Origin of the sequence: Streptomyces sp. NBC_00440 (assembly GCF_036014215.1) — a bacterium.
Lineage (GTDB): Bacteria > Actinomycetota > Actinomycetes > Streptomycetales > Streptomycetaceae > Streptomyces.
The window spans coordinates 4,346,228-4,365,172 of record NZ_CP107921.1 but is presented as its reverse complement, the minus strand read 5'-3'; the positions used below and the strand labels follow the sequence as shown (position 1 = coordinate 4,365,172).

At 72.8% G+C, this 18,945-nt stretch carries 18 protein-coding genes; 6 read left to right on the top strand and 12 right to left on the bottom strand.

Annotated elements, in window-relative coordinates:
* Positions 1–4 precede the first annotated feature (4 nt).
* Positions 5–514, bottom strand: a complete 510-nt coding sequence (locus OHB13_RS19745; RefSeq protein WP_266854983.1) for a tyrosinase family oxidase copper chaperone — start codon at positions 512–514, stop codon at positions 5–7.
* Between the two features lie 316 nt (positions 515–830).
* On the opposite strand from OHB13_RS19745, the gene OHB13_RS19740 reads away from it, so the two are divergent.
* Positions 831–2,120: a cytochrome P450 gene (locus tag OHB13_RS19740; protein WP_328377980.1), complete on the top strand. Its 1,290-nt coding sequence runs from the start codon at positions 831–833 to the stop codon at positions 2,118–2,120.
* 44 nt (positions 2,121–2,164) lie between these two features.
* On the opposite strand, the gene OHB13_RS19735 is transcribed toward OHB13_RS19740, so the two are convergent.
* Positions 2,165–2,659: a DUF5949 family protein gene (locus tag OHB13_RS19735; RefSeq protein ID WP_266854987.1), complete on the bottom strand. Its 495-nt coding sequence runs from the start codon at positions 2,657–2,659 to the stop codon at positions 2,165–2,167.
* Positions 2,660–2,995: 336 nt separating this feature from the next.
* Between OHB13_RS19735 and OHB13_RS19730 the strand changes: the two genes are divergently transcribed.
* Positions 2,996–4,270: a glycoside hydrolase family 26 protein gene (locus OHB13_RS19730; protein WP_328377979.1), complete on the top strand. Its 1,275-nt coding sequence runs from the start codon at positions 2,996–2,998 to the stop codon at positions 4,268–4,270.
* 56 nt (positions 4,271–4,326) lie between these two features.
* On the opposite strand, the gene OHB13_RS19725 is transcribed toward OHB13_RS19730, so the two are convergent.
* The 8 genes from OHB13_RS19725 to OHB13_RS19690 form a co-directional block, all read right to left on the bottom strand.
* Positions 4,327–5,544: a GNAT family N-acetyltransferase gene (locus tag OHB13_RS19725; protein ID WP_328377978.1), complete on the bottom strand. Its 1,218-nt coding sequence runs from the start codon at positions 5,542–5,544 to the stop codon at positions 4,327–4,329.
* On the bottom strand, positions 5,544–6,239 hold the full coding sequence (locus OHB13_RS19720) for a lipopolysaccharide biosynthesis protein (RefSeq protein WP_328377977.1): 696 nt from the start codon (positions 6,237–6,239) through the stop codon (positions 5,544–5,546). The genes OHB13_RS19725 and OHB13_RS19720 overlap by 1 nt, the downstream gene beginning before the upstream one ends.
* Positions 6,240–6,323: 84 nt before the next feature.
* Positions 6,324–7,487, bottom strand: a complete 1,164-nt coding sequence (locus tag OHB13_RS19715) for a glycosyltransferase (RefSeq protein WP_328377976.1) — start codon at positions 7,485–7,487, stop codon at positions 6,324–6,326.
* Positions 7,484–8,275: a polysaccharide deacetylase family protein gene (locus tag OHB13_RS19710; protein WP_328377975.1), complete on the bottom strand. Its 792-nt coding sequence runs from the start codon at positions 8,273–8,275 to the stop codon at positions 7,484–7,486. The genes OHB13_RS19715 and OHB13_RS19710 overlap by 4 nt, the downstream gene beginning before the upstream one ends.
* The gene (gene murJ / locus OHB13_RS19705) at positions 8,265–9,968 is read right to left on the bottom strand and encodes a murein biosynthesis integral membrane protein MurJ (RefSeq protein ID WP_328377974.1); all 1,704 of its coding nucleotides are present in this window, start codon (positions 9,966–9,968) and stop codon (positions 8,265–8,267) included. The genes OHB13_RS19710 and murJ overlap by 11 nt, the downstream gene beginning before the upstream one ends.
* A gap of 5 nt (positions 9,969–9,973) precedes the next feature.
* A complete protein-coding gene (locus tag OHB13_RS19700) occupies positions 9,974–11,452 on the bottom strand; it encodes an O-antigen ligase family protein (RefSeq protein ID WP_406072456.1) in 1,479 nt (492 codons plus the stop codon).
* On the bottom strand, positions 11,449–12,942 hold the full coding sequence (locus OHB13_RS19695) for an exopolysaccharide biosynthesis polyprenyl glycosylphosphotransferase (protein WP_328377973.1): 1,494 nt from the start codon (positions 12,940–12,942) through the stop codon (positions 11,449–11,451). Before OHB13_RS19695 ends, OHB13_RS19700 begins: the two co-directional genes overlap by 4 nt.
* Entirely contained in the window at positions 12,939–14,111 is a 1,173-nt protein-coding gene (locus OHB13_RS19690) for a glycosyltransferase family 4 protein (protein WP_328377972.1), read from the bottom strand. The genes OHB13_RS19695 and OHB13_RS19690 overlap by 4 nt, the downstream gene beginning before the upstream one ends.
* Positions 14,112–14,884: 773 nt before the next feature.
* On the opposite strand from OHB13_RS19690, the gene OHB13_RS19685 reads away from it, so the two are divergent.
* From OHB13_RS19685 to OHB13_RS19675, 3 genes are all read left to right on the top strand, one after another.
* Positions 14,885–15,298: a rodlin gene (locus OHB13_RS19685; RefSeq protein ID WP_266855005.1), complete on the top strand. Its 414-nt coding sequence runs from the start codon at positions 14,885–14,887 to the stop codon at positions 15,296–15,298.
* 244 nt (positions 15,299–15,542) lie between these two features.
* On the top strand, positions 15,543–15,776 hold the full coding sequence (locus OHB13_RS19680; protein ID WP_328377971.1) for a chaplin: 234 nt from the start codon (positions 15,543–15,545) through the stop codon (positions 15,774–15,776).
* Between the two features lie 239 nt (positions 15,777–16,015).
* Positions 16,016–16,309, top strand: a complete 294-nt coding sequence (locus OHB13_RS19675) for a hypothetical protein (protein WP_266855007.1) — start codon at positions 16,016–16,018, stop codon at positions 16,307–16,309.
* A gap of 122 nt (positions 16,310–16,431) precedes the next feature.
* Here OHB13_RS19675 and OHB13_RS19670 read toward each other — a convergent pair whose 3' ends face one another.
* Positions 16,432–16,671, bottom strand: coding sequence for a chaplin (locus tag OHB13_RS19670; RefSeq protein ID WP_328377970.1), 240 nt, complete (start codon positions 16,669–16,671; stop codon positions 16,432–16,434).
* Between the two features lie 270 nt (positions 16,672–16,941).
* Here OHB13_RS19670 and OHB13_RS19665 point away from each other — a divergent pair, with 270 nt between their 5' ends.
* Positions 16,942–17,355: a rodlin gene (locus OHB13_RS19665; RefSeq protein ID WP_328377969.1), complete on the top strand. Its 414-nt coding sequence runs from the start codon at positions 16,942–16,944 to the stop codon at positions 17,353–17,355.
* A 135-nt stretch (positions 17,356–17,490) separates the two neighbouring features.
* On the opposite strand, the gene OHB13_RS19660 is transcribed toward OHB13_RS19665, so the two are convergent.
* Positions 17,491–18,708, bottom strand: a complete 1,218-nt coding sequence (locus tag OHB13_RS19660) for a WecB/TagA/CpsF family glycosyltransferase (RefSeq protein WP_328377968.1) — start codon at positions 18,706–18,708, stop codon at positions 17,491–17,493.
* Between the last annotated feature and the right edge of the window lie 237 nt (positions 18,709–18,945).

Sequence of the window (18,945 nt, the reverse complement as noted above, 5' to 3'; positions counted from 1 at the left end):
CCGGTCAGAGCTGGTGCATGAGTGTCAACGACAGCTGGGCCGCGCCCAGTTCATCGACCGCGGCGCGCGCCGCCGCGAGGGGCGTCGGGTACGACTCGTAGTGGTCGACCATGCTGAGATAGCTGCCGTCGGCCCGCCGCATGAGGTGCAGCGGCCTGCCGTCGACGGTCACCTCGGTGTAGCCGCCCTCCGCGCGGCCCCGGATGCGCCGGCCCCGGTACATCTCGTCGAACACGTTCCGCAGCTCCTGCGGCGGCCCCGGTGACAGGACGTTCTTCCCGTCGTCGCCCTCCTGGCCCTTGGCGGCCGTCCGCACGATCGGGGCCAGCGCCACCGCCGTACCGCCGACCGCGCCCGCCGCGAACAGGGCGCGCAGCGCACCGCGGCGGGACAGCAGCTCCGGCTGCTTCGTGGGTCCCTGACGACCTGTCGGGTCGGCCGGTCCTGCCTGACCCGACTGCCCTCGCGATCCCGCCCGCTCCCTCCCCGCCGTGCCGCGCGTGGACGTTCTCATCCTGGCTCCTTCCGGTTCACCCCGCTGGTCAGTGCGGTCCGCCGCGCACGCTGCACACGGGGCCGCGCCTTCGGTGACAACGACGGCACGAGGAAACAGTTATTCAGACAAGTCACAACATCGGCGCGCCGACCAGCAGCTGCGGCTCACTCCGCTGCTCCCGGCCCGGCGGCCGTTCGGCCGTACGAGGGGAATGTCCCGCGCCGGGGCGGGAACTTGTCCGACCGGCCCGGCGGGGACGGCCGTCGCCGCCGTGGATGCGCCACGATGACGGCCGGACCAGGGCTGTTCGGCCCGGCGGGAAGGACATCGACGGATGAGGGTCCCGGCACGGCCGGCCGTGCGGCACACGGTTCACCCGGCGGAGGCGGATCTCGCCGACCCGTTGTTCTGGCAACTGCCGTGCGCCGTAAGGCTGGACGCCTTCGCCGCGCTCCGTAAGCTCGGCCGCCCCGTGTACTTCACCGAGCGTCCCGCCACCTGGCGCAGGCCCGAGCAGGGGTTCTACGCACTGGTCAGCCACGCCGACGTGGTGCGGGCCAGCCGGCTGCCCGAGGTGTTCGCCAGCGCCCCCGGTGTCACCACGCCGGAGCCCGCCCGCTGGGTCAGGTTCCTGTTCGGCGATTCCATGGTCAACCTGGACGCCCCGCATCACACCCAGCTCCGCCGGGTGGTCTCCCGGGCCTTCACACCGCGGCTGCTCGCCGCGGCCGATGAGGACATCCGCCGGGTCGCCGGGCGGATCGTGGACGACATGATCGCGCAGCGGCCCGGTGAGTTCGTGGCGTCGGTGGCTTCGCGGATGCCGTTCGAGGTCATCTGCAACCTCATGGGCATCCCGGAGCGCTACCGCGCCGACATCGCGGGCCGTGTCGACCACGCGTCGGAGAACGCGGGCGTGCGGCGCGGCATCGGCGCCCGGCTGCGCGACCCCGGGCGCGGGCTGCGGGCGCTGGCCCGGATGCATCTGATGATGGCGGCACTCGGCCGCGAGCGGCGGCGCCGGCCCACCGGTGACCTGATCTCCGCGCTGGTGCGCGCCGATGTCGACGGGCAGGGGCTCGGCGCCCGCAGCCTGGGCTCGTTCTTCTCGCTGCTGATGGTGGCCGGGGTGGAGACCACCCGGAACGCGATCACCCACGCGCTGACGCTGCTGACCGAGAACCCGGAGCAGCGTGCCCTGCTCACGTCGGACTTCGAGCGGTACGCCGACGGGGCGGTCGACGAGGTCGTACGGCACTCGACGCCGATCATCCAGTTCCGCAGGACGGTACGGACCGAGTACACGCTGGGCGGGCACCTCTTCCGGCCGGGCGACAAGGTGGTCCTCTACTACGCGTCGGCCAACCGCGACGAGGCGGTCTTCACCGACCCGGACGCCTTCGACATCACCCGCAGCCCGAACCCGCATCTGGGGTACGGCGGCGGCGGTCCGCACTTCTGCCTGGGCTCGCACCTGGCGCGGCAGGAGATCAAGGCGCTCTTCCGGGAGCTGCTGAGCCGCCCGCAGGCGCTCCGTGCGGTGGGCCTGCCCGAGCTGGCCGGCTCGAACTTCGACAACAGGGTGCGGGCGCTGCGGTTCGCCTTCGACCCGCCCGTGCAGTGACAGCGGGCGGGCCGGAGGCCACCGCGTGACAGGGCGGGGCGGGGCTACTTCCGCAACTTGGTGACCGGCAGCATGCAGTGTGCGGAGGTGGCGAGCATGCCCTCGTCGCCGACGAAGGCGCTGAGGACCTCCTCGGAGACGGGCCTGCCCGGCACCGCCTCCGGCCACGGCTTGCTCGCGAACATGAAGTGCACCTCGCCGCGGTCGGCCACGGCCTGGAGCCACTCCGGCGGGACCGGGCACTGAGCGCTCAGATACGGCATGTTGATGGCGGCCTGGCCGCCCTCGACGAGCAGCTTGACCGGGAAGCCGGGCCGGGAGCCGTCGGCCAGCGAGCTGCCCAGCGGGATGCCGAGCTCGCCGAAGAGCGTGCGTACGGCGGCCTCACCCGCCTCGGCACCGTCCTTGCCGTCACCGAGTGAATAGGCCAGCAGATAGGGCGTGTTGTTCGTTTCGGGGTCGCCGGACCAGGCGAGCACGGAGAGGGTGCCCAAGTGGTCGCGCTGGACACTGCTTGTGGCGGTGTGGGATGCGGTCATGGCTCGGCACCCTAGTGGCGGGCCGGGACGCCCACGGTGGCCGTTCACCCGGATGGCGGAACCGCGGGCCGCAAACCACCGGTCAGGGCGTACGCGTGTGTCACCGACCCCCGAGCCACGGCGTGGCGTCGCGTCCTTCACCTGGATGGAGCTGACTGAGGGTCACGGAACGCACCGATGGCCCAGCGCAGCGCGCCCGTGCGGCCCGTCGGGTGGACGGTTTGACCAATAGCTCACGATTCCGCGGATTCAGATTCCGTCACCTTCACCAGTGCACGAGTTCGAAGTTCACGAGTACACGAGTTCACCGGTACACGAGTTCACGAGGAGAAGCCCATGCCGCATTCACGCCGTCGGTTGAGGGGCGCATGCATCGCTGGTGTGGCCACCGGTCTTCTCCTGACCGGTGCGGGCGGCGCGCACGGAGCACTGAAGCCGCCGCCCCCTCCCGCCCCGTCCCCCTCCGGATCCGCTCCTGTGGCGCCGAAGGATGCGGCACCCGCGGCGAAGGACTCCGTACCCACTGCGCCGAAGGGCCCCCTGCCCGCCGTGCCGAAGGACTCCGTGCCCGCGGTGGGCGCCTACCTGGACTACGGGCCGGAGGGCATCGCCCGGATGGCGGACCTCTCGCACTGGCTGGGCGGTGCGGAGCTGCGGGTGGGGCACACCTACCTGCCGGGCGACGTCTGGTCGAACATCGAGGGGCAGCCCGACTTCCTCAGCCCCTGGGCGAAGTGGCGGCGCGCCAAGCCCGACCGGATGTTCGTGCTCAACGTGCCCATGCAGGAGCACAACGAGGACAATCTGTCGGACGACGAGGTCCGGGACCTCATCGGCCAGGGCGCCCGGGGCGACTTCGACGACCACTACCGCAAGCTGGCCACCCGGCTGGTGCGGCTGGGGGTCCCCGACACGGTGATCGTGCTGGGCTGGGAGATGAACGGCACCACCTACACCCAGCGCTGCGGCCCCGACCCGCAGGGCTGGAAGACGTACTGGAAGCGGATCGTCACCGCGATGCGCTCCGTCCCCGGCCAGAAGTTCAAGTTCGACTTCACGCCCAACCGCGGCCCGGACGACATCCCCTGGACGCAGTGCTACCCGGGCGACCGCACGGTGGACATCGTGGGGATGGACTCGTACGACCAGCCACCGGGCGACACCTTCGAGGATCAGGTGAAGGGTCCGTACGGGCTCCAGGCGCAGGTCGACTTCGCGACCGCGCACAAGAAGCAGATCTCCTACCCCGAGTGGGGTCTCTACAGGAACGGCGACGACACCGACTACATGCGCGGGATGCTGGCCTGGTTCGACGCGCACAGACCGCTCTACCAGACCATCACGGACTACTGCCCGCACGGTGTGTGGCAGTGCGACGAGAACCCCGACGCGTCGAAGATCTTCCGGACCGCGGTGTCCCAGGAGACCGAGCAGGAGCCGGGCACCGAACCGAGCACCGAACCGAGCACGGAGCCGAAGCCGACCGAGCCGGAGCCGACGGAGCCGGAGCCGATGGGTGGGAAGCGGTGGTGCGTCCGGATCGACCTGGGCAAGTGGGCCAACCCCTGGTTCAAGCCCCGGAAGATCTGCTGGACCCTGCCGAAGGACTGACGGCGAAGGGTTGACGGGACGGCCGGCAGGACGGCGGGCGGCAGGACGGCGGGCGATCACCGCCCGCTGTCGGGTGACCCGCCCGCCCGCCGCCCGCCGATCCGGATGCGCCACTCGCGCGCCACGGGCCCGAGGGAACGCACCGCGTCGGCCGCCCGGTCCCGGCCCGCCAGCTGGGCCGCGTACAGGTTCAGCGCCGGGGCGAGCGCTGCCGGTGCGAGCAGCAGCCGCTGGTTGGTCACCACGGCCGGGCGCCAGTGGCTCTTGTACGGCTCGGTGCCGCGCAGCAGGCTGATGACGGTCCGGCCGCTGTCCGCCGCGTGCCGGGCGTCGCGGCGCAGCAGCATCGTCGCCACGTCGACCTTCTTCGTACGGAGCTCGGGGTCGGCGCCGTACAGATAGCCGCCGCTGAGCTGTGCGGACTGGAGCGTGACATTGGCGGCGACCACCGCGCCGTCCAGCCGGTACTCGGTGAGCGCCGCGTCGCCGTCCCTGACCATGCGCTGGGTGGCGCGTGTCAGGTGTTCGGCGAACCGGGGCCTGAGGTGCTCGGGTGTGACCCCGCGCCCGCGCCACTGGAGCTCGTGCAGCCGCAGCAACTCCCGGATGGTGCAGGGCACTTCGTGCTCGGCGACGGCGCGCTCCTCGATCCGCAGCGCGTCGAGCTTGCGCAGCTTGGCCCGGACCCGCTGGGCCCGTGCGGAGGCCAGCCGCTTCACCAGCTGGTCGATGGGTTCGGCGGGCAGTTCGAGGCAGACCGAGTCACTGAGCCTGCGCCGGGCCCCCGTCCAGCGGGCGTACAGCTGCTCGGCAGCGGCTCCCGGCCGCACCTCGCGCAGGTCGATCACCGCGTACCGGGCGGCCCGGCGCAGCCCCTCGGCGAGCGCGGTGAGCGTACGGGGCGGCTGCGAGCCGTCGATGAGGACATCCGAGAAGTCGGAGATGCCGCCGCCCAGCGGGACCAGCAGCGGCAGCGGCCGGTGGACGAGCATCAGCGGGGCGGCTCCCACCAGCCGTCCGCCACGCCGGACGAGCACCACCCGCAGCCGGCCCGGTGTGCCGTACGAGAGCCACCAGGAGTGCAGCCAGGGGTGGCTCTGGAACGGGGTGGCGGTGGCGCAGCCGCGGTGCAGCGCCATCCACTGGGTCTCCAGCGCCGCGAACTGCCGCTCGTCGCGGCACAGCGTCACGGACAGGCCGGTACCGGCACCGGTTCCGGTCGCGGTCCCAGTTCCGGTTCCAGCCCCGGTCCCGGCCCCGGTGGCCACCGCCATCAGACGTGTTCCTTCTGCTGGGCGGGCTCGGCGAGCGCGTCGGACCCGGTGGCCTGGGCGGGCGCCGGGACCGCGGTGCCGGTGTTGCCCTGCTTGCGGCGCGGGCGGACCAGCAGCGCGAGGGCGCCGACGAGGCCGCCCGCGCAGCCGCCGACGGCGATACCGACCGGCAACGAGGGCGAGACGGCGGCCGACGGCGGGACGGCCTTGGAGAACAGGACGAGGCGGACGCCGGTGCTGTCCGAGGCGCCGTTGGCGCCGGCGGTGAGCGCTCCGGCCACCGCGTTGGCGATGTGGGCGGCCGTGCCGGGGCGCGTCGCGCTGCCGGTGATGCCGATCATCGGGGACTCGGGTGAGGTCTCCGTCCTGACGTGCCGCCCCAGCGTCCGTGCCGGGACGCCCGCGGCCGGCTGCGCCGCGGCGAGGGTCGACGCACTGGTGGAGATACGGCCGTACGCCTGGGCGAAGCCGAGGGCGGTGGCCGGGTCTGAGCCCTTGGCGGGCGCGGCGACGACATAGCTGGTGGCGGCGTAGTCGGGCGCCGCGAGCGCTCCGTACGACGCACTGCCGACCACACCGACGAGTGCGCACAGCGGCAGCGGCCACCAGCGCGGCAGCGCGGCAGCGCGGCGGCGGACGGCCCGTCCGATGGTGCGGGGGATGGCGCGGTGCTCTTCGCTGGGCGAATCAGGCATGGGGCTCACTTCTCCGTCGGGATCTGCGTCGGGGGTCTGCGTCGGGGGTCTGCGTCGGCACGGGGTTACGGAACGGACCTGGGCTTACGGAACGGGCGTCACGAACGGAGGGCGTACGCGCGGAACGGCCGGGGCGGCCTCGGCGGCGCGGGCGTACACCCCGAGCAGGCTGCCGGCGCTGCGCGCGATGTCGTAGTGGCCGACCACCGCAGGCGGCTCCAGCCTCCGTACACCCAGCTCCAGTTGGTGACGGAGCGCCGCCTCGAACGCCCCGGCGCCGCCCGGCACCCGTACCGCGCCCGGCACCGGCTCCGCCGGCAGGTCGTCGAGCGCGGGGCAGGCGGCGTGCAGCACCGGAAGACCGGCGGCCAGTGCCTCGACCACCGCGAGCCCGAAGGACTCCTCCTCGGACGCGGAGACGAAGACGTCCACCGCGTCCAGGACAGCGGGGACGGTCGGCCCGGTGTGCGGCCCGTCGGGCAGCGCGTCGCACTCGCCGAGGAAGTGGACGCGGTCACCGGCCCCCAGCCGCCCGGCGAGCGCCCGCAGCGGCTCCCGCTCGGGCCCGTCCCCGGCCAGCACCAGCCGGACCCCGGGCAGTGCGGCGACCGCCCGTACCAGCAGGTCGAACCGCTTGCCCGGCACCAGCCTGCCGACACCGCCCACCACGAAGTCGCCGGCCGGGATGTCGAGCAGGGCCCGGGTGGCGGCCCGTACCTGCGGGTCGTGCCGGAACCGCGCCCCGTCGATGCCGTTCGGTACGACATGGATGCGCCGCGCCGGGATGCCCCAGCGGCGCAGCCGGTCGGCGACGGTCGACGACACCGCGACGGTCGCGGACCCCAGCCGCTCGGTGCGCAGATACAGCGCGCGGGTGGACGGGGTGAGCGGGCGGCCCTCGATGTACCGCTCGCCCAGCGAGTGTTCGGTGGCGATCGTGGTGCGGACCCCGGCCAGCCGGGCCGCGATCCTGCCGTACACACAGGCGCGGTACAGATGGGTGTGGACCAGGTCGTACCGGCCGCGCCGGATCAGCCGGGTCAGCCGGGGGAGCGCGGTGAGGTCGCGGTTGCCGCCCATCCCCAGATGGGTGACGGAGACCCCGTCGGCGCGCAGCCCGTCGGCGACCGGACCGGGGTTGGTGAGGGTGACCACGTCGCACTCGACGGGCAACCGGCGCAGCAGCAGCCGCAGTTGCTGCTCGGCGCCGCCGACACCGAGCCCGGTGATGATGTGCAGGACCCTCACCGGCTGCCTCCGGGCGCCGGCTGCCGCAGTTGGCGCAATTGACGCAGCTGGTGCAGCTGGTGCAGCGCCCGTTTGGTGTCCAGCCGCAGGCCCCGGTCGGCGTGGCTGATGTGGGTGCGGGCCAGCGCGTGGTCGCCGGCGAGCGGCCCGGGGGCGATGGCACAGCCGTAGGAGTATCCGGCGTCGCGCACGGCGTCGACGGTCCGCCGGTCGAGGGTGCCGTACGGGTAGCAGAAGCCCTCCGGTGCGACCCCGGTGATCCGGCGGAGCAGCTCGCGGCTCCCCCGGGTCTCCTGGCGCAGCTCGTCGTCGGCCAGCTCGGTGAGGTCCTGGTGGTACAGGCCGTGCGAGCCGATCTCCATGCCGGCCGCGGCGGCGGCCCGGATGCCGTCCTCGGTGAGGAGCGGCTTGCGCGGGCCGAGCGCGTCCCAGGCGTTCTCGCCGCCCGGCCTGCCGGGCAGCACGAACAGGGTGGCCGTGCACCCGTGGAGCTTCAGCAGCGGCAGCGCGTGGTCGGTGAAGTCGCGGTAGCCGTCGTCGAAGGTGAGCCCGACAAGACCGCGCCCGCGCCCCTCGGCGCGGGCCCGCAGCAGGGCCCCGACGCCGACGCCGGTCAGCCCGCGCCGTCTGAGCCGGCGCAGCTGGTGGCCGAGGCGCTCGGGCGAGACGGTGATGCCGTACGGGTCGTCGGCCGGGTCGGCCACCGAGTGGTACATCAGGATCCACGGCTGGATACGGGACCGGGGCGCGGGCGGAGCGGCGTCACGTGACGCCGTATCAGCGGACATGGCGGAACCTTCGCTTGGTGAGATCGAGCAGGCCGACGATTTCGGGGGCGCGCAGCGCCAGTGCCGCCGCCGCGAACACACCGGGCACCAGCAGGCAGCCGGCCGCCAGGCTCGCCACCGCGCCGGGGATCAGCGGTGCGGCGAACAGGCCCACCGCGCAGGCGGCGACGGCTGCGGCGGACAGCCTGGCGAGCGTCAGGGCGACCCCGCGTACATGGATGGAGACGACCCGCGAGCCGAGCCCGCGGAGCAGCAGCACAGCGGTGACGGTGATCCCCAGGGCGTTGGACGCGGTGATGCCGTAGACCCCCCACGGGCCGACGGCGAGCGCGCCGGCGACCCCGTTGACGAGGAGTCCTGCGGCCATCGCGGCGGCCGGGAACCAGGTGGGGCGCACCGTCGAGAAGAACGGTCTGCCCAGCGCGCCCACCAGACACTGCCCGAGCAGCCCGAGGGCGTAGACCCGCATGATGGAAGCGGTGGTCGCGGTGTCGGCTGCGCTGAACGCACCGCGCTGGAAGAGGACTTCGATGATCTGCGGCGCGTAGGCGACGACGACCGCCGTACCGGCCAGCACGACGACCCCGGCCAGCGCCAGATCGCGTTCGACCCGGCGCCGCGCCTGGTCGCCCTCGCCGTCGGCGACGGCCTTGGCGACCACCGGGAAGGTGACCGTGCAGATCATCAGCGACAGCATCATCGGCACCTGCGCGACCTTCTGCGCGTAGTTCAGGTGCGAGATGGACCCGGCGGGCAGCGAAGCGGCCAGGAACCGCTCGACGAGGACCTGGGACTGACGGCAGACGGTGAAGATGAGGACGGGCGCCAGCACCCCGAGACCGAGCAGAGCGGGCCGCGCGGCGGGGACCACGCCGGTGAGCGGAGCCTTGCCGTTGAGCAGGGTCTGGCCAGTGAGTACGGTTTCGCCGCCGGACGGCCGTACGGCCAGGTGCCTGACGAAGGCGGGCAGTTGGGCCAGCACCATCAGGACGCTGCCCGCGGCGACCCCGGCCGCGGCGGCGCGCACCCCCCACAGGGAGTGCAGCACCAGCATGGTGACGATGATGCCGACGTTGTACGCGACATAGATCGTGGCGGGCGGCAGATAGCTGCGGTGCGCCCGCAGCGCCGCGCTGAGATAGCCGGTGACCCCGAACGAGAGCACGGTGAGCGCGGTCAACCGCGTGCACTGGACGGCGACTTGCGGCTCGGCGAGGCCGGGTGCGAGCAGCTCCACGATCACCGGGGCGCCCAGCACGAGGAGCCCGGTGGTGCAGCCGAGCAGGACGAGCAGCCGCGGCAGGGTGGCCGAGACCAGACTCCGTACGGGGTCCGGGTGCTCCCCCGCGGCGCGGCGGGCCAGCGCGTGACTGAAGGCCGGTACGAGCACCAGCGCCATCGCGTCCTCGATGAGCAGCGTGGACGCCATCTCCGGCACGGTCCAGGAGATCAGGAAGGCGTCGCTGTCGCTGCCCGCGCCGAAGAGGTGCGCGATGCTCTGGTCCCGGACCAGACCGAGCACCGACCCGGCGACGGTCAGCGCCGCGGTGATCGCGGCGGCCCTGGCCAGTACCTTCCCGAGCCGTGGCGGCCCCTGCTGCGGCACGGGCGGCGTGTGGACCGCGACGGGCGGCAGCGGCACTCCGGTACGGGCCGCGGCGCGCGGGCCGGTGCCGGTGGCCGTCTCGTTCATCCGGTTCATACGGCGCCCGGCCGTACGGAGGCGGGCGTCCGGGCGGCGCCGGGGGACGCCGGGCCCGGAGTGACGGCGCCGGGAAGCGCCGGGCCCCGAGTGACGGCGCCGGGCTCCGGTCCCGTCAGCGCCCACCAGGCGATGAGGCCGAAGACGATGCCGGTGAGCGCGGTGGCGGGGCCGCCGATGTCCGCATACAGGAAGTCGACCGTCTGCCAGAGCATCAGACCCACCGCCATGAGCCCGCAGTCGGCGGCCGCTCCGCTCCGTCTGCGCGCGGAGAAGAGGCGGCGTGCCCCGCCCGCCAGGAGAGCGGCCCAGCTGCCGGCCAGCGCGGTGATCCCGACGAGGCCCTGTTCGCTGAGGACCAGCAGATACATGTTGTGCGGCGAGAGCAGCGGCTGGCGCTGGAAGGCGTGGCCCGCGCCCGCCGTGTCGGAGCCCGACGAGAGCCCCAGCGAGGCGTGTCCGTCGCGGTAGGCGGGGAATCCCTTCAGGCCGACACCCGTCGCGGGATCGTCGCGCCACATGCCGACCGCCGCCGCCCACATCGTGTACCGGTCGGTGACCGACTGGTCGGGGGCCGCGGTGACCTGGGTGATCGAGCCCAGCCGCTCGGTGATGAGCTGCGAGCCGACCCCGAATCCGCCGACGAGCACCACGGCGACCGCGACCGCGGCGGTCAGTGCGCGCACCGCCGTACGCAACCCGGCGAGCAGCACGACGGCGAGCACCGCGACCGCCGTGGCGATCCACGAGCCGCGGCTGAAGGAGAACGCGAGGGGCAGCACCAGCGCCACCGCGGCGGCGGTCGCGGCCGGGCGCACCCAGCGGGGCGCGCCGGGCGGCGGTCGCAGCGCGAGCCCGGTGGCCACGACCATCCCGAACGCCACGATGGTGGCCATCCCCATGACGTCGGTGGGGCCGAAGGTGCCGACGGCCCGGATGTCGGAGCCCATGTAGGAGGCGCCGCTGCGGGTCGCGTACTGCCAGACGCCGAACCCGCCCTGGACCAGGGCGAGTACGACGAAGAGTCCGGCCACGAACCGGAAGTCGCGGGCGTCCCTGAGCAGCAGTACGACGGCCGCCGGCACCAGCACGAACACCTGGAGGTAGCGCACGAAGCCGGGGAGCGCGGCCACCGGGTCGGCGGCGGTCACGGTGGCGACGGCCAGCCCCACCACCGGAACGCCCAGCACGACAGCGGCGGCCGGGCTCAGCGGACGCGACCCCGGTCCCGTCCCGCGCAGCAGCCGTACCGCGCAGAACAGCACCAGGAACGCCGAAGCCATGTCGGACACGGAGATGTTGGTGGAGGTGCTCGACCCGTTCCCGTACTCGAAGGGGACGGCCAGCAGCACGACGGGCGCGGCCACGGGCAGCACCGGCCACCAGCGGGCGAGCCGCCCGGAGAGCGGCGGGGCGGGCGGTCCGGTACGGGGCCGGGGCAGCACGGGGGCCGGGGTGAGGACCGTCACGGTCAGCTGCCCCCCAGCCGGAAGAGCGAGCCGGCGGTCCTGGCCAGGATGCAGATGTCCTGCCAGAGCGACCAGCTGTCGATGTAGTGGTTGTCGAAGCGGGCCCGGTCCTCGATGGAGGTGTCCCCGCGCAATCCGCTGACCTGGGCGAGCCCGGTGATCCCGACGGGCATCCGGTGTCTGGAGCGGTAGCCGGGGTGGCTGCCGGAGAACTGGGTGACGAAGTAGGGGCGTTCGGGTCGCGGCCCGACCAGGCTCATGTCCCCGCGCAGGACGTTCCACAGCTGCGGCAGCTCATCGAGCGAGGTCCGGCGCAGCAGGTTGCCGACCCCGCTCATCCGGTGGTCCCTGGCGACGCTCCACCGGGTCGCCGACTCGTGGTCGTCGGCCGGGCGCAGCGTACGGAACTTGAGCAGCGTGAACACGCGTCCGTCCATGCCGATCCGTTCCTGCCGGAAGACGACACCCGGCCCGTCGGCGACCCGTACGGCCAGCGCGCACAGCGCCATCACGGGCGCGGCGGCGAGCAGCGCGAGGCAGGCGAGGGAGGCGTCGAGGGCGCGCTTGCCCCAGCGGCCCGTACGGTGTCCGGGCACGGCCAGCGGCCGGACGGCGAACCCCCACAGATGGTCGGCCGAGACCCTGCGGTACCCGGGCCCCGACGTCTCGACGAGCCACAGCCGCACGCCGTATCCGCCGAGCAGCCGGACCAGCGCCTGGTCGTCGGCCGCTGCCCTGCCGGGGCCGACGAACAGCGCGTGGCGAACCGTGGTCTGGATGACGGCCCGGCCGATCTCCTCATGGGTCGCAAGCACGGGCAGTGCGGAACTCCCGTCCCCGGCAGCGGGTCCGTCCTCGGCAGGGGTGCCGGGGCCGCTCTCCACCAGGCCCACCGGCCGCATCCCGTACGCCGGGTGCGCGTACAGCGCGGCACTGATCTGCTGGGCGGCGGCGCCACCGCCGACGATCAGCGCCGACTGGCTGCGCCGTGCGCCGACGGTACGCACCAGCTGGTGGACCGCGCCGCGGACCGCGCAGCCGGTGAGCGTCTGCGCGGTGACCGCGGTGGCGAGCACCGTCCAGTCGAGGACGTGCCAGGGCCCGACGGCCGCGAGGCACGCGGCCGCCGTGCACCACAGGACCAGCGCATGGCCGAGCAGCGCGGGCAGTTCGAGCAGCGCCGATGGGGAGAGCCTGCGCCGGTAGAGGCCGCCGCGGAGGTGCAGGGCCAGATGCAGCGCGAGCAGCGGTACGAGGACCAGCGGCGCCAGCCGCAGCCCCGGCACCAGCGCGCCGGTGGCGACCAGGGCGAGGGTGTCACCCGCGATGAGCGGGGCCGCGGTGCGACCCCGCCGCAGCCCCGCAGGCCGTACCGGCTCCGGCCGCGTACCGTCCGCGCTCCGCGGCGGGTGGATCGCGGGCACGGGCCGCTGCACGGCCGTGGCGGGGCCACCGCCGTGGCCCGTCCGGGAAGCAGGTGCGCTGTCCATCGTCATCGGCTGATGCGCTCCCTCGTCGTGGATTGGGGCAGACCGAGGAGCCGGCGGTACAGCTCCGAGACCGCGGTGGCCGTGTGCCGCACATCGAAGTTCGCCCGTGCGTGGGCTCCGGCCTCGCGGCCGAGCGCCTCCCGCAGCGGGGCGTCGGCCAGCAGCTTCCCGACCGCGCGCGCCAGCGCGCGCGGGTCGTCCGGCGGGACGAGCCCGTGCCGGTCGTGGCCCGGCGGCAGGCTCTCCCGGGCGCCGTTCACATCGGTGAGGACGACGGGCCGCCCGCAGGCCATCGCTTCGAGCGGGGCCAGCGCCATGCCCTCCCAGCGGGACGGCAGGACGACGAGGTCGGCGGCCCGCAGCCAGTCGCGCGGCCCGTCGACCGCTCCGGCGAACAGCACTCCGGGCGGCGCGGTCCTGGCCAGCGCCTCCCGGTCGGGACCGTCCCCGACCAGTACGAGCCGGGCCCCGGGCACCGCACAGAGAATCTCGGGCCAGGCCCGCAGGAGTACGTCCTGCCCCTTCTGCCGGCAGAGCCGGCCGACACAGACGACGACAGGGCCGGTGCCGGCTGCCAACGGCCCTGCGGCGGAGCCCGGTTCGGCGCCGGAACCGGCGTCGGCGCTGAACTCGCCGAGGTCGACGCCGTTACGGATCACTGCCCAGCGGGCGGCGATCCCGGCCGCCTCACCGGCCCGCCGTTCGGCCTCGCTGACGCACAGGACGCGCTCGGCCCACCGGGCCGCGTACCGCTCCCAGGCCAGCGCGAGCCGTGCGGTGCCGCCGCCGACCGCCTCGAACGACCAGGCGTGCGGCTGGAAGACCGTCGGCACGCGCCCGCGCACGGCGAGCCGCGCGGCCAGCCCGGCCTTGGAGCTGTGCGCGTGCACCACGTCCGGGCGGCAGGCGCGGATCAGCCGGGCGGCGGCAGCGGTCTCTGCGGCCAGCCCCGGCCCCGGCGCCCGCCCGGCCGGCCAGGGACGGACATGGGCGCCGGACCCGGCGAGCGCCCATGTCAGACCGGCGCCGGGGGGACAGGCCACAACTGTTCTGATTCCTTCGGCGATTTGCGCCCGCACCAGGTCGGTGACCACGCGGGCGACTCCGCCTTCCACCGGCTGCACGAGATGAAATACCGTCAGCCGGCGTCCGAGGGAAATGTTTTCTGGCAGCACGTGTGCGGCTCTCTTAGTACCTGACCCGGAGATCGGTTTCCCCGGGGTGCGCGGAGCGGATGGCTCAGCGGCGCGAATCCGTCTGCACGAGGAGCACGCCGGGAAAAGACCCGCTGCTTTCGGCGGAGAAGTGGAAGTCCGGACGGCCGGCGCCGCAGGGGAGAACGGGCTGCGGACCGAATGCGCCGGATCCGTTGCCCGTCGGACGGGAGACGGCGGAACGCGCCTCGTCCGGCGGTGCGCCCAAGCCGCACGGCACAGCGAGACCCGTCGTTTTTCGCATTGACTGCTCTCCCGTCTCGACAATTGCAACCAAGCAGCCCAAGCGGCCCAAGCAGGAGTGCACTTTGTCAGAAAGCGGGGTGGAAAATCAGCCAGTACTTGCACATACCGCCGTACGGCGGATCAACCGAATGCACTGAATTCCCTTGTGGCAGTGGGCAATAGACCCCGCGTGGACCCGCGAAGCTCCCCAACGGGTGACGGCGCGTACCCCGCTGAAGAAGCATTCGTTAAACGCGTGCGGGAAACGACGGGGAAATACGGGACCACGCGAATACAGAAGACGAACTGATGGATGAGCGGCCCGTTCCCCGCTGCCACCGCCGGCGGAACCCGCGCAGCACGGCGCACCCCGCGCACAGGGGGCTCGCCCCGACGGACCGCCGCACTCGTGCGCTACGGCAAACGAGTGAACGGGCGGAACCAAACTCGGCCCCTGGAGTTGATCAGGGTGCTCCACTTCCGGGCAAAAATGCAGAAAAGGGACCACAGTGATCAAGAAGATTCTGGCCACCGCAGCCGTCACCGCCTCGATCGTCGGCGCCGGCGCGACCCTGGCCCCGCAGGCCCTGGCCGTCGGTAACGACAACGGCACCACCTCCGCCAGCGGCAACGGTGCCGAGCAGGCCTTCGGCAACTCGGCCACCAAGGGCAGCCAGAGCCCGCAGCTCAGCCTGGTCCAGGGCTCGCTGAACAAGCCCTGCCTCGGTGTGCCGGTCAAGGCCAACGTGGGCTCCCTCATCGGCCTCATCCCGATCGCCGTTCAGGACATCCCGGTCCTGTCCTCGCCGCAGAACCAGCAGTGCACCGAGAACTCCACCCAGGCGAAGGGCGACGAGGCCCTGTCGCACATCCTGGACAACATCCCGGTCCTCTCGGGCAACGGTGCGGCGAACCGGGGCTGATCTCCTCGCTGCTCCCACGTGGCCGCCGCAGACAGGACGTTGCGGCGGCCACGCGTGTGTCCGCACGCCGCCCCGACCGGATCCCGGAGAGCATTCGGGTTGAGTTGACGCCTGGCACCCTGCACAGAGTTTCCCCAGGGCGCACCGATCGTTAGCAGTCCTGCAGTGGTGTTCATGAAAAGGCAACTGGACACGCGTCGCGATGGTCGTGGCTGCGGGAGACACCGCTGCAGGAAGGATCGACATGAAGTTCAAGAAGGCTGCTGTTCTCGCCGCCGGCGTCATGATGGCCCTGGGCGCCGCTGCGCCCGCCATGGCGGACGCGGGCGCGGAGGGTGCGGCCATCGGCTCGCCCGGTGTCCTCTCCGGCAACGTCATCCAGGTTCCGATTCACGTTCCGGTGAACGTCTGCGGCAACAGCATCAACGTCATCGCGCTGCTGAACCCGGCGTTCGGCAACACCTGCATCAACAAGTGACGTACGGCTCTCCCGCGAGGGCGAGTCGCTGAAGTGGCCCCGCCGGGTCTCCCAGGACCCGGCGGGGCCACTTCGCCGTACGCGGCTGAACAGTGCAGAAACGTTCGCCGTCCCGGGGTTTCCCCTGCGGGCAGGGATCGTTAGCCACGGTGAAGGCGGCGCACCGGCACCCCTCCTGGGCGGTGTCGTGGCGCGAGAGTCGCAGCTGTGAACAGCGCTGCCGGAGAAGAGTATTCGACATGAAGTACGCAAAGGCCGCCGCAGTCGTCGCCGGTTCCATGATGGCGATCGGCGCGGGCGCGGCCACCCCCGCGTTCGCCGCGGCGCCCCCGGCCATGCCCCCGATGAGCCTCAACGGCGGACTCGACCAGGCCACGCAGTCACTTCAGACGGGGGCAGCGGTCCCGGTGGCCGCGCTCGCCGACACCGCGACCAGTGTGGTTTCGGGCAAGGCCGACGCCCCCGAGAAGGTCATGGGCCTCGCCCGCCAGGCCACCCCGATGCTGGGCGGCGTGCAGCTGGGCAGCCAGTAGCAGCCCCGGTCCCGGTATCTGCCGCGACACGAAAGTGGCGGTACCCGCGTCGTCCGCGGATACCGCCACTTCTGCTGTCCGGTCCGGGGACCGGGCTTCACCGGACGAACCGGATCAGGGTGTCAGCGGTTGACGCAGGTGTTGCCGAACGCCGGGTTCAGCAGACCGATGACGTTCACGGTGTTGCCGCAGACGTTGACCGGAATGTGGACGGGGACCTGGACCAGGTTGCCCGAGAGGACACCCGGCGAGCCCACGGCCGCACCCTCGGCGCCGGCGTCGGCGAACGCGGAGCCGGCGGCGCCGCCGGCGGCGAGGCCCGCGGTGGCAAGGACGAGAGCTGCCTTCTTGGCAGTGTTCATGGGAGTTGCACCTTCTCTTCGATGTTGTGCCCTGAATCAGGACTCACTCGATTCGCAACGAATAGTTGGGGGCAGCGACACGGCCGGGCGACCCACGGAACCTGTTCGGCCCAATGGGGAAGACCCCTGGCCACCGGCTGCGTCAACCCACTTGCCGCGCGCCTGCGACATGGAAGCCATATGAGTGAAGCGCCGGAACCAATCGCCGATCCGGCAGTTGATCAGAGCGCTCCGGAAGCGGGCACTCGTGCGACAACAGAAGGACGCGATATGATCAAGAAGGCTGTGGCCACTGCGGCGGCCACCCTCACGATGGCAGGCGCGGGCGCGATGATGGCGTCGCCGGCCATGGCAGTCGGCCACGACGGCGGCACCACGTCGCTGAGTGGCAACGGAGCCCAGCAGGCGTTCGGCAACTCCGCCACGTACGGCAACATGAGCCCGCAGATCGGCCTCATCCAGGGCTCGCTGAACAAGCCCTGCATCGCCCTGCCGGCCAAGGCCAACCTCGGTTCGCTCATCGGCGTTGTCCCGATCTCCGTCCAGGACATCCCGGTCCTGTCCTCGCCGCAGACCCAGCAGTGCACCGAGAACTCCACCCAGGCCAAGGGTGACGAGGCGCTGTCGCACCTCCTGGACAACATCCCGATCCTCTCGGGCAACGGCGCCGGGAACGGCCGCTGATCACCGCCGCTCCTCCGACCTCCGGACACTGACGTCCTGGTGGAGCACTGAAGTGGCCCCGGTAGCAGCGCGAGCTGCCACCGGGGCTTCTTCATGTCCGTCCCGCCGTCCGTCCTCGCCAGGGGCGCCGGCGCCTCACCCGCGCCGGAACAGCACCACGTCGCCGGGCACCGTCGGCGGCACCGCCGTGTACCCGGGCAGCGGGTCGCCCCGCTCCCCCCGTGTCTGGAGGCCGACGCACTCCGTTGCGTACAGCCCGGCGCCGTCGAGCAGCCGCTCCTCGTGGCCGGGTGCCCGCAGCCGTACGAACAGCCGCTCGCCCGGCGCGGTCACCGCGTCCCACAGCGCGTCGAGCCGGTGGCCCCCGTCGGGTCCGTTCCCGTCGCCCAGCGCGTACGGCAGAACGGACCACCCGGGGTCGCCCGCGGCACACCGCAGCAGTTGTTCGCGTGGCCCGGGCAGCACCTCGAACGAGACCACCCGCCCGCGGTACCCGGCGCGGCGCAGCCCCGTCACATACGCGCCGGCGTCCGCGCCCGCGTCCAGGACGAGATCGATCTCGGCGTCGGCCAGCAGCTGGGCGAGTTCGCGGTACGGGCCGCGGCCCCGGTGCCGCTCCCGCGCCGCGGCCCGCAGGAAGCGTGCGTAGCTCCGCACCCCCGCCGGCCACCGCTTCCACCGCCCGCTGTCGGCGCGTTCGTGGAGGAGGGCGAAGGCCGGGCCCGCCGCGACGTACACCGCGGGGTGCAGAGCGGCGAGGCGGGCGGCCGCGCTGTGCTGCCGGGCGGCGCCGGACCCGCCGATCCAGACCAGCCGGGCGCCGCTCTCCCGGATGCGGGCCGCCAGCGCCGCCCACTCCTCGGCGGTGGCCGCCCGGCCGGGCAGCGGCTCGGCGCCCGCGACCCGCGCGTCGGGATAGCGCACCAGCAGTTCAGCGGTCGGCAGTTCGGCCACTTCGCCGGTCGGCACTTCGGCTGTCAGCAGATAGTGACTGAGCCCCGCACGCTGTGCGGCCCGGACGGTGTCGAGCAGCAGGTCGGGTCCGTACACCTGCGCCGCCGGCCGTCCGCCGGACCGCGCAGCCCGGGCCGGGCCGCGCCCGGCAGGGAGGTTGAGCGCCGCCGAGCGCAGCAGCCGCTGGAGGCCCGGGGCGCGGCCGGCGTCCGCGAGGGTGTCCGTGCCGCAGAGGTGGACATCCGCCGCCGCGCCCCGCAGCGCGAGGCGTACGAGCTCCTCAGCGGCCGGCGCGGGGGCGAGCGGGGTGAGCGGGATACCGGCGCAGCGGACCGTGCGGGGCGGGCCGCCGGCGGGCGGTTCCTGGTGGCCTTCGGTACGGGGGATCGCGTGGCTCATGCGCCGCCCATCGGTTGCGGTATCGGGGTGATGCCACCGGGGCATCCAGCTCGAACGATCCACAAGCTAGTTCGTTATGCCCCACTATGCGCTGAGTAACACGATTGGACGGAAGACATCCGATGAGGAGACCCTGAGCGACGCAGATCACCACTTGATCTGGTACATCGCAGTGGGATAAGTGGGTACTCTCAGCACGGACTGCATTAAGTTACTGCTTAGTAATCACTTGAGAAT

Excerpts from the sequence above, each read along its gene's own strand:
- OHB13_RS19745 (WP_266854983.1), bottom strand. The coding sequence starts at position 514 with ATGAGAACGTCCACGCGCGGCACGGCGGGGAGGGAGCGGGCGGGATCG.
- OHB13_RS19740 (WP_328377980.1), top strand. The coding sequence starts at position 831 with ATGAGGGTCCCGGCACGGCCGGCCGTGCGGCACACGGTTCACCCGGCG.
- OHB13_RS19735 (WP_266854987.1), bottom strand. The coding sequence starts at position 2,659 with ATGACCGCATCCCACACCGCCACAAGCAGTGTCCAGCGCGACCACTTG.
- OHB13_RS19730 (WP_328377979.1), top strand. The coding sequence starts at position 2,996 with ATGCCGCATTCACGCCGTCGGTTGAGGGGCGCATGCATCGCTGGTGTG.
- OHB13_RS19725 (WP_328377978.1), bottom strand. The coding sequence starts at position 5,544 with ATGGCGGTGGCCACCGGGGCCGGGACCGGGGCTGGAACCGGAACTGGG.
- OHB13_RS19720 (WP_328377977.1), bottom strand. The coding sequence starts at position 6,239 with ATGCCTGATTCGCCCAGCGAAGAGCACCGCGCCATCCCCCGCACCATC.
- OHB13_RS19710 (WP_328377975.1), bottom strand. The coding sequence starts at position 8,275 with ATGTCCGCTGATACGGCGTCACGTGACGCCGCTCCGCCCGCGCCCCGG.
- murJ (WP_328377974.1), bottom strand. The coding sequence starts at position 9,968 with ATGAACGAGACGGCCACCGGCACCGGCCCGCGCGCCGCGGCCCGTACC.
- OHB13_RS19695 (WP_328377973.1), bottom strand. The coding sequence starts at position 12,942 with ATGACGATGGACAGCGCACCTGCTTCCCGGACGGGCCACGGCGGTGGC.
- OHB13_RS19680 (WP_328377971.1), top strand. The coding sequence starts at position 15,543 with ATGAAGTTCAAGAAGGCTGCTGTTCTCGCCGCCGGCGTCATGATGGCC.
- OHB13_RS19675 (WP_266855007.1), top strand. The coding sequence starts at position 16,016 with ATGAAGTACGCAAAGGCCGCCGCAGTCGTCGCCGGTTCCATGATGGCG.
- OHB13_RS19670 (WP_328377970.1), bottom strand. The coding sequence starts at position 16,671 with ATGAACACTGCCAAGAAGGCAGCTCTCGTCCTTGCCACCGCGGGCCTC.
- OHB13_RS19665 (WP_328377969.1), top strand. The coding sequence starts at position 16,942 with ATGATCAAGAAGGCTGTGGCCACTGCGGCGGCCACCCTCACGATGGCA.
- OHB13_RS19660 (WP_328377968.1), bottom strand. The coding sequence starts at position 18,708 with ATGAGCCACGCGATCCCCCGTACCGAAGGCCACCAGGAACCGCCCGCC.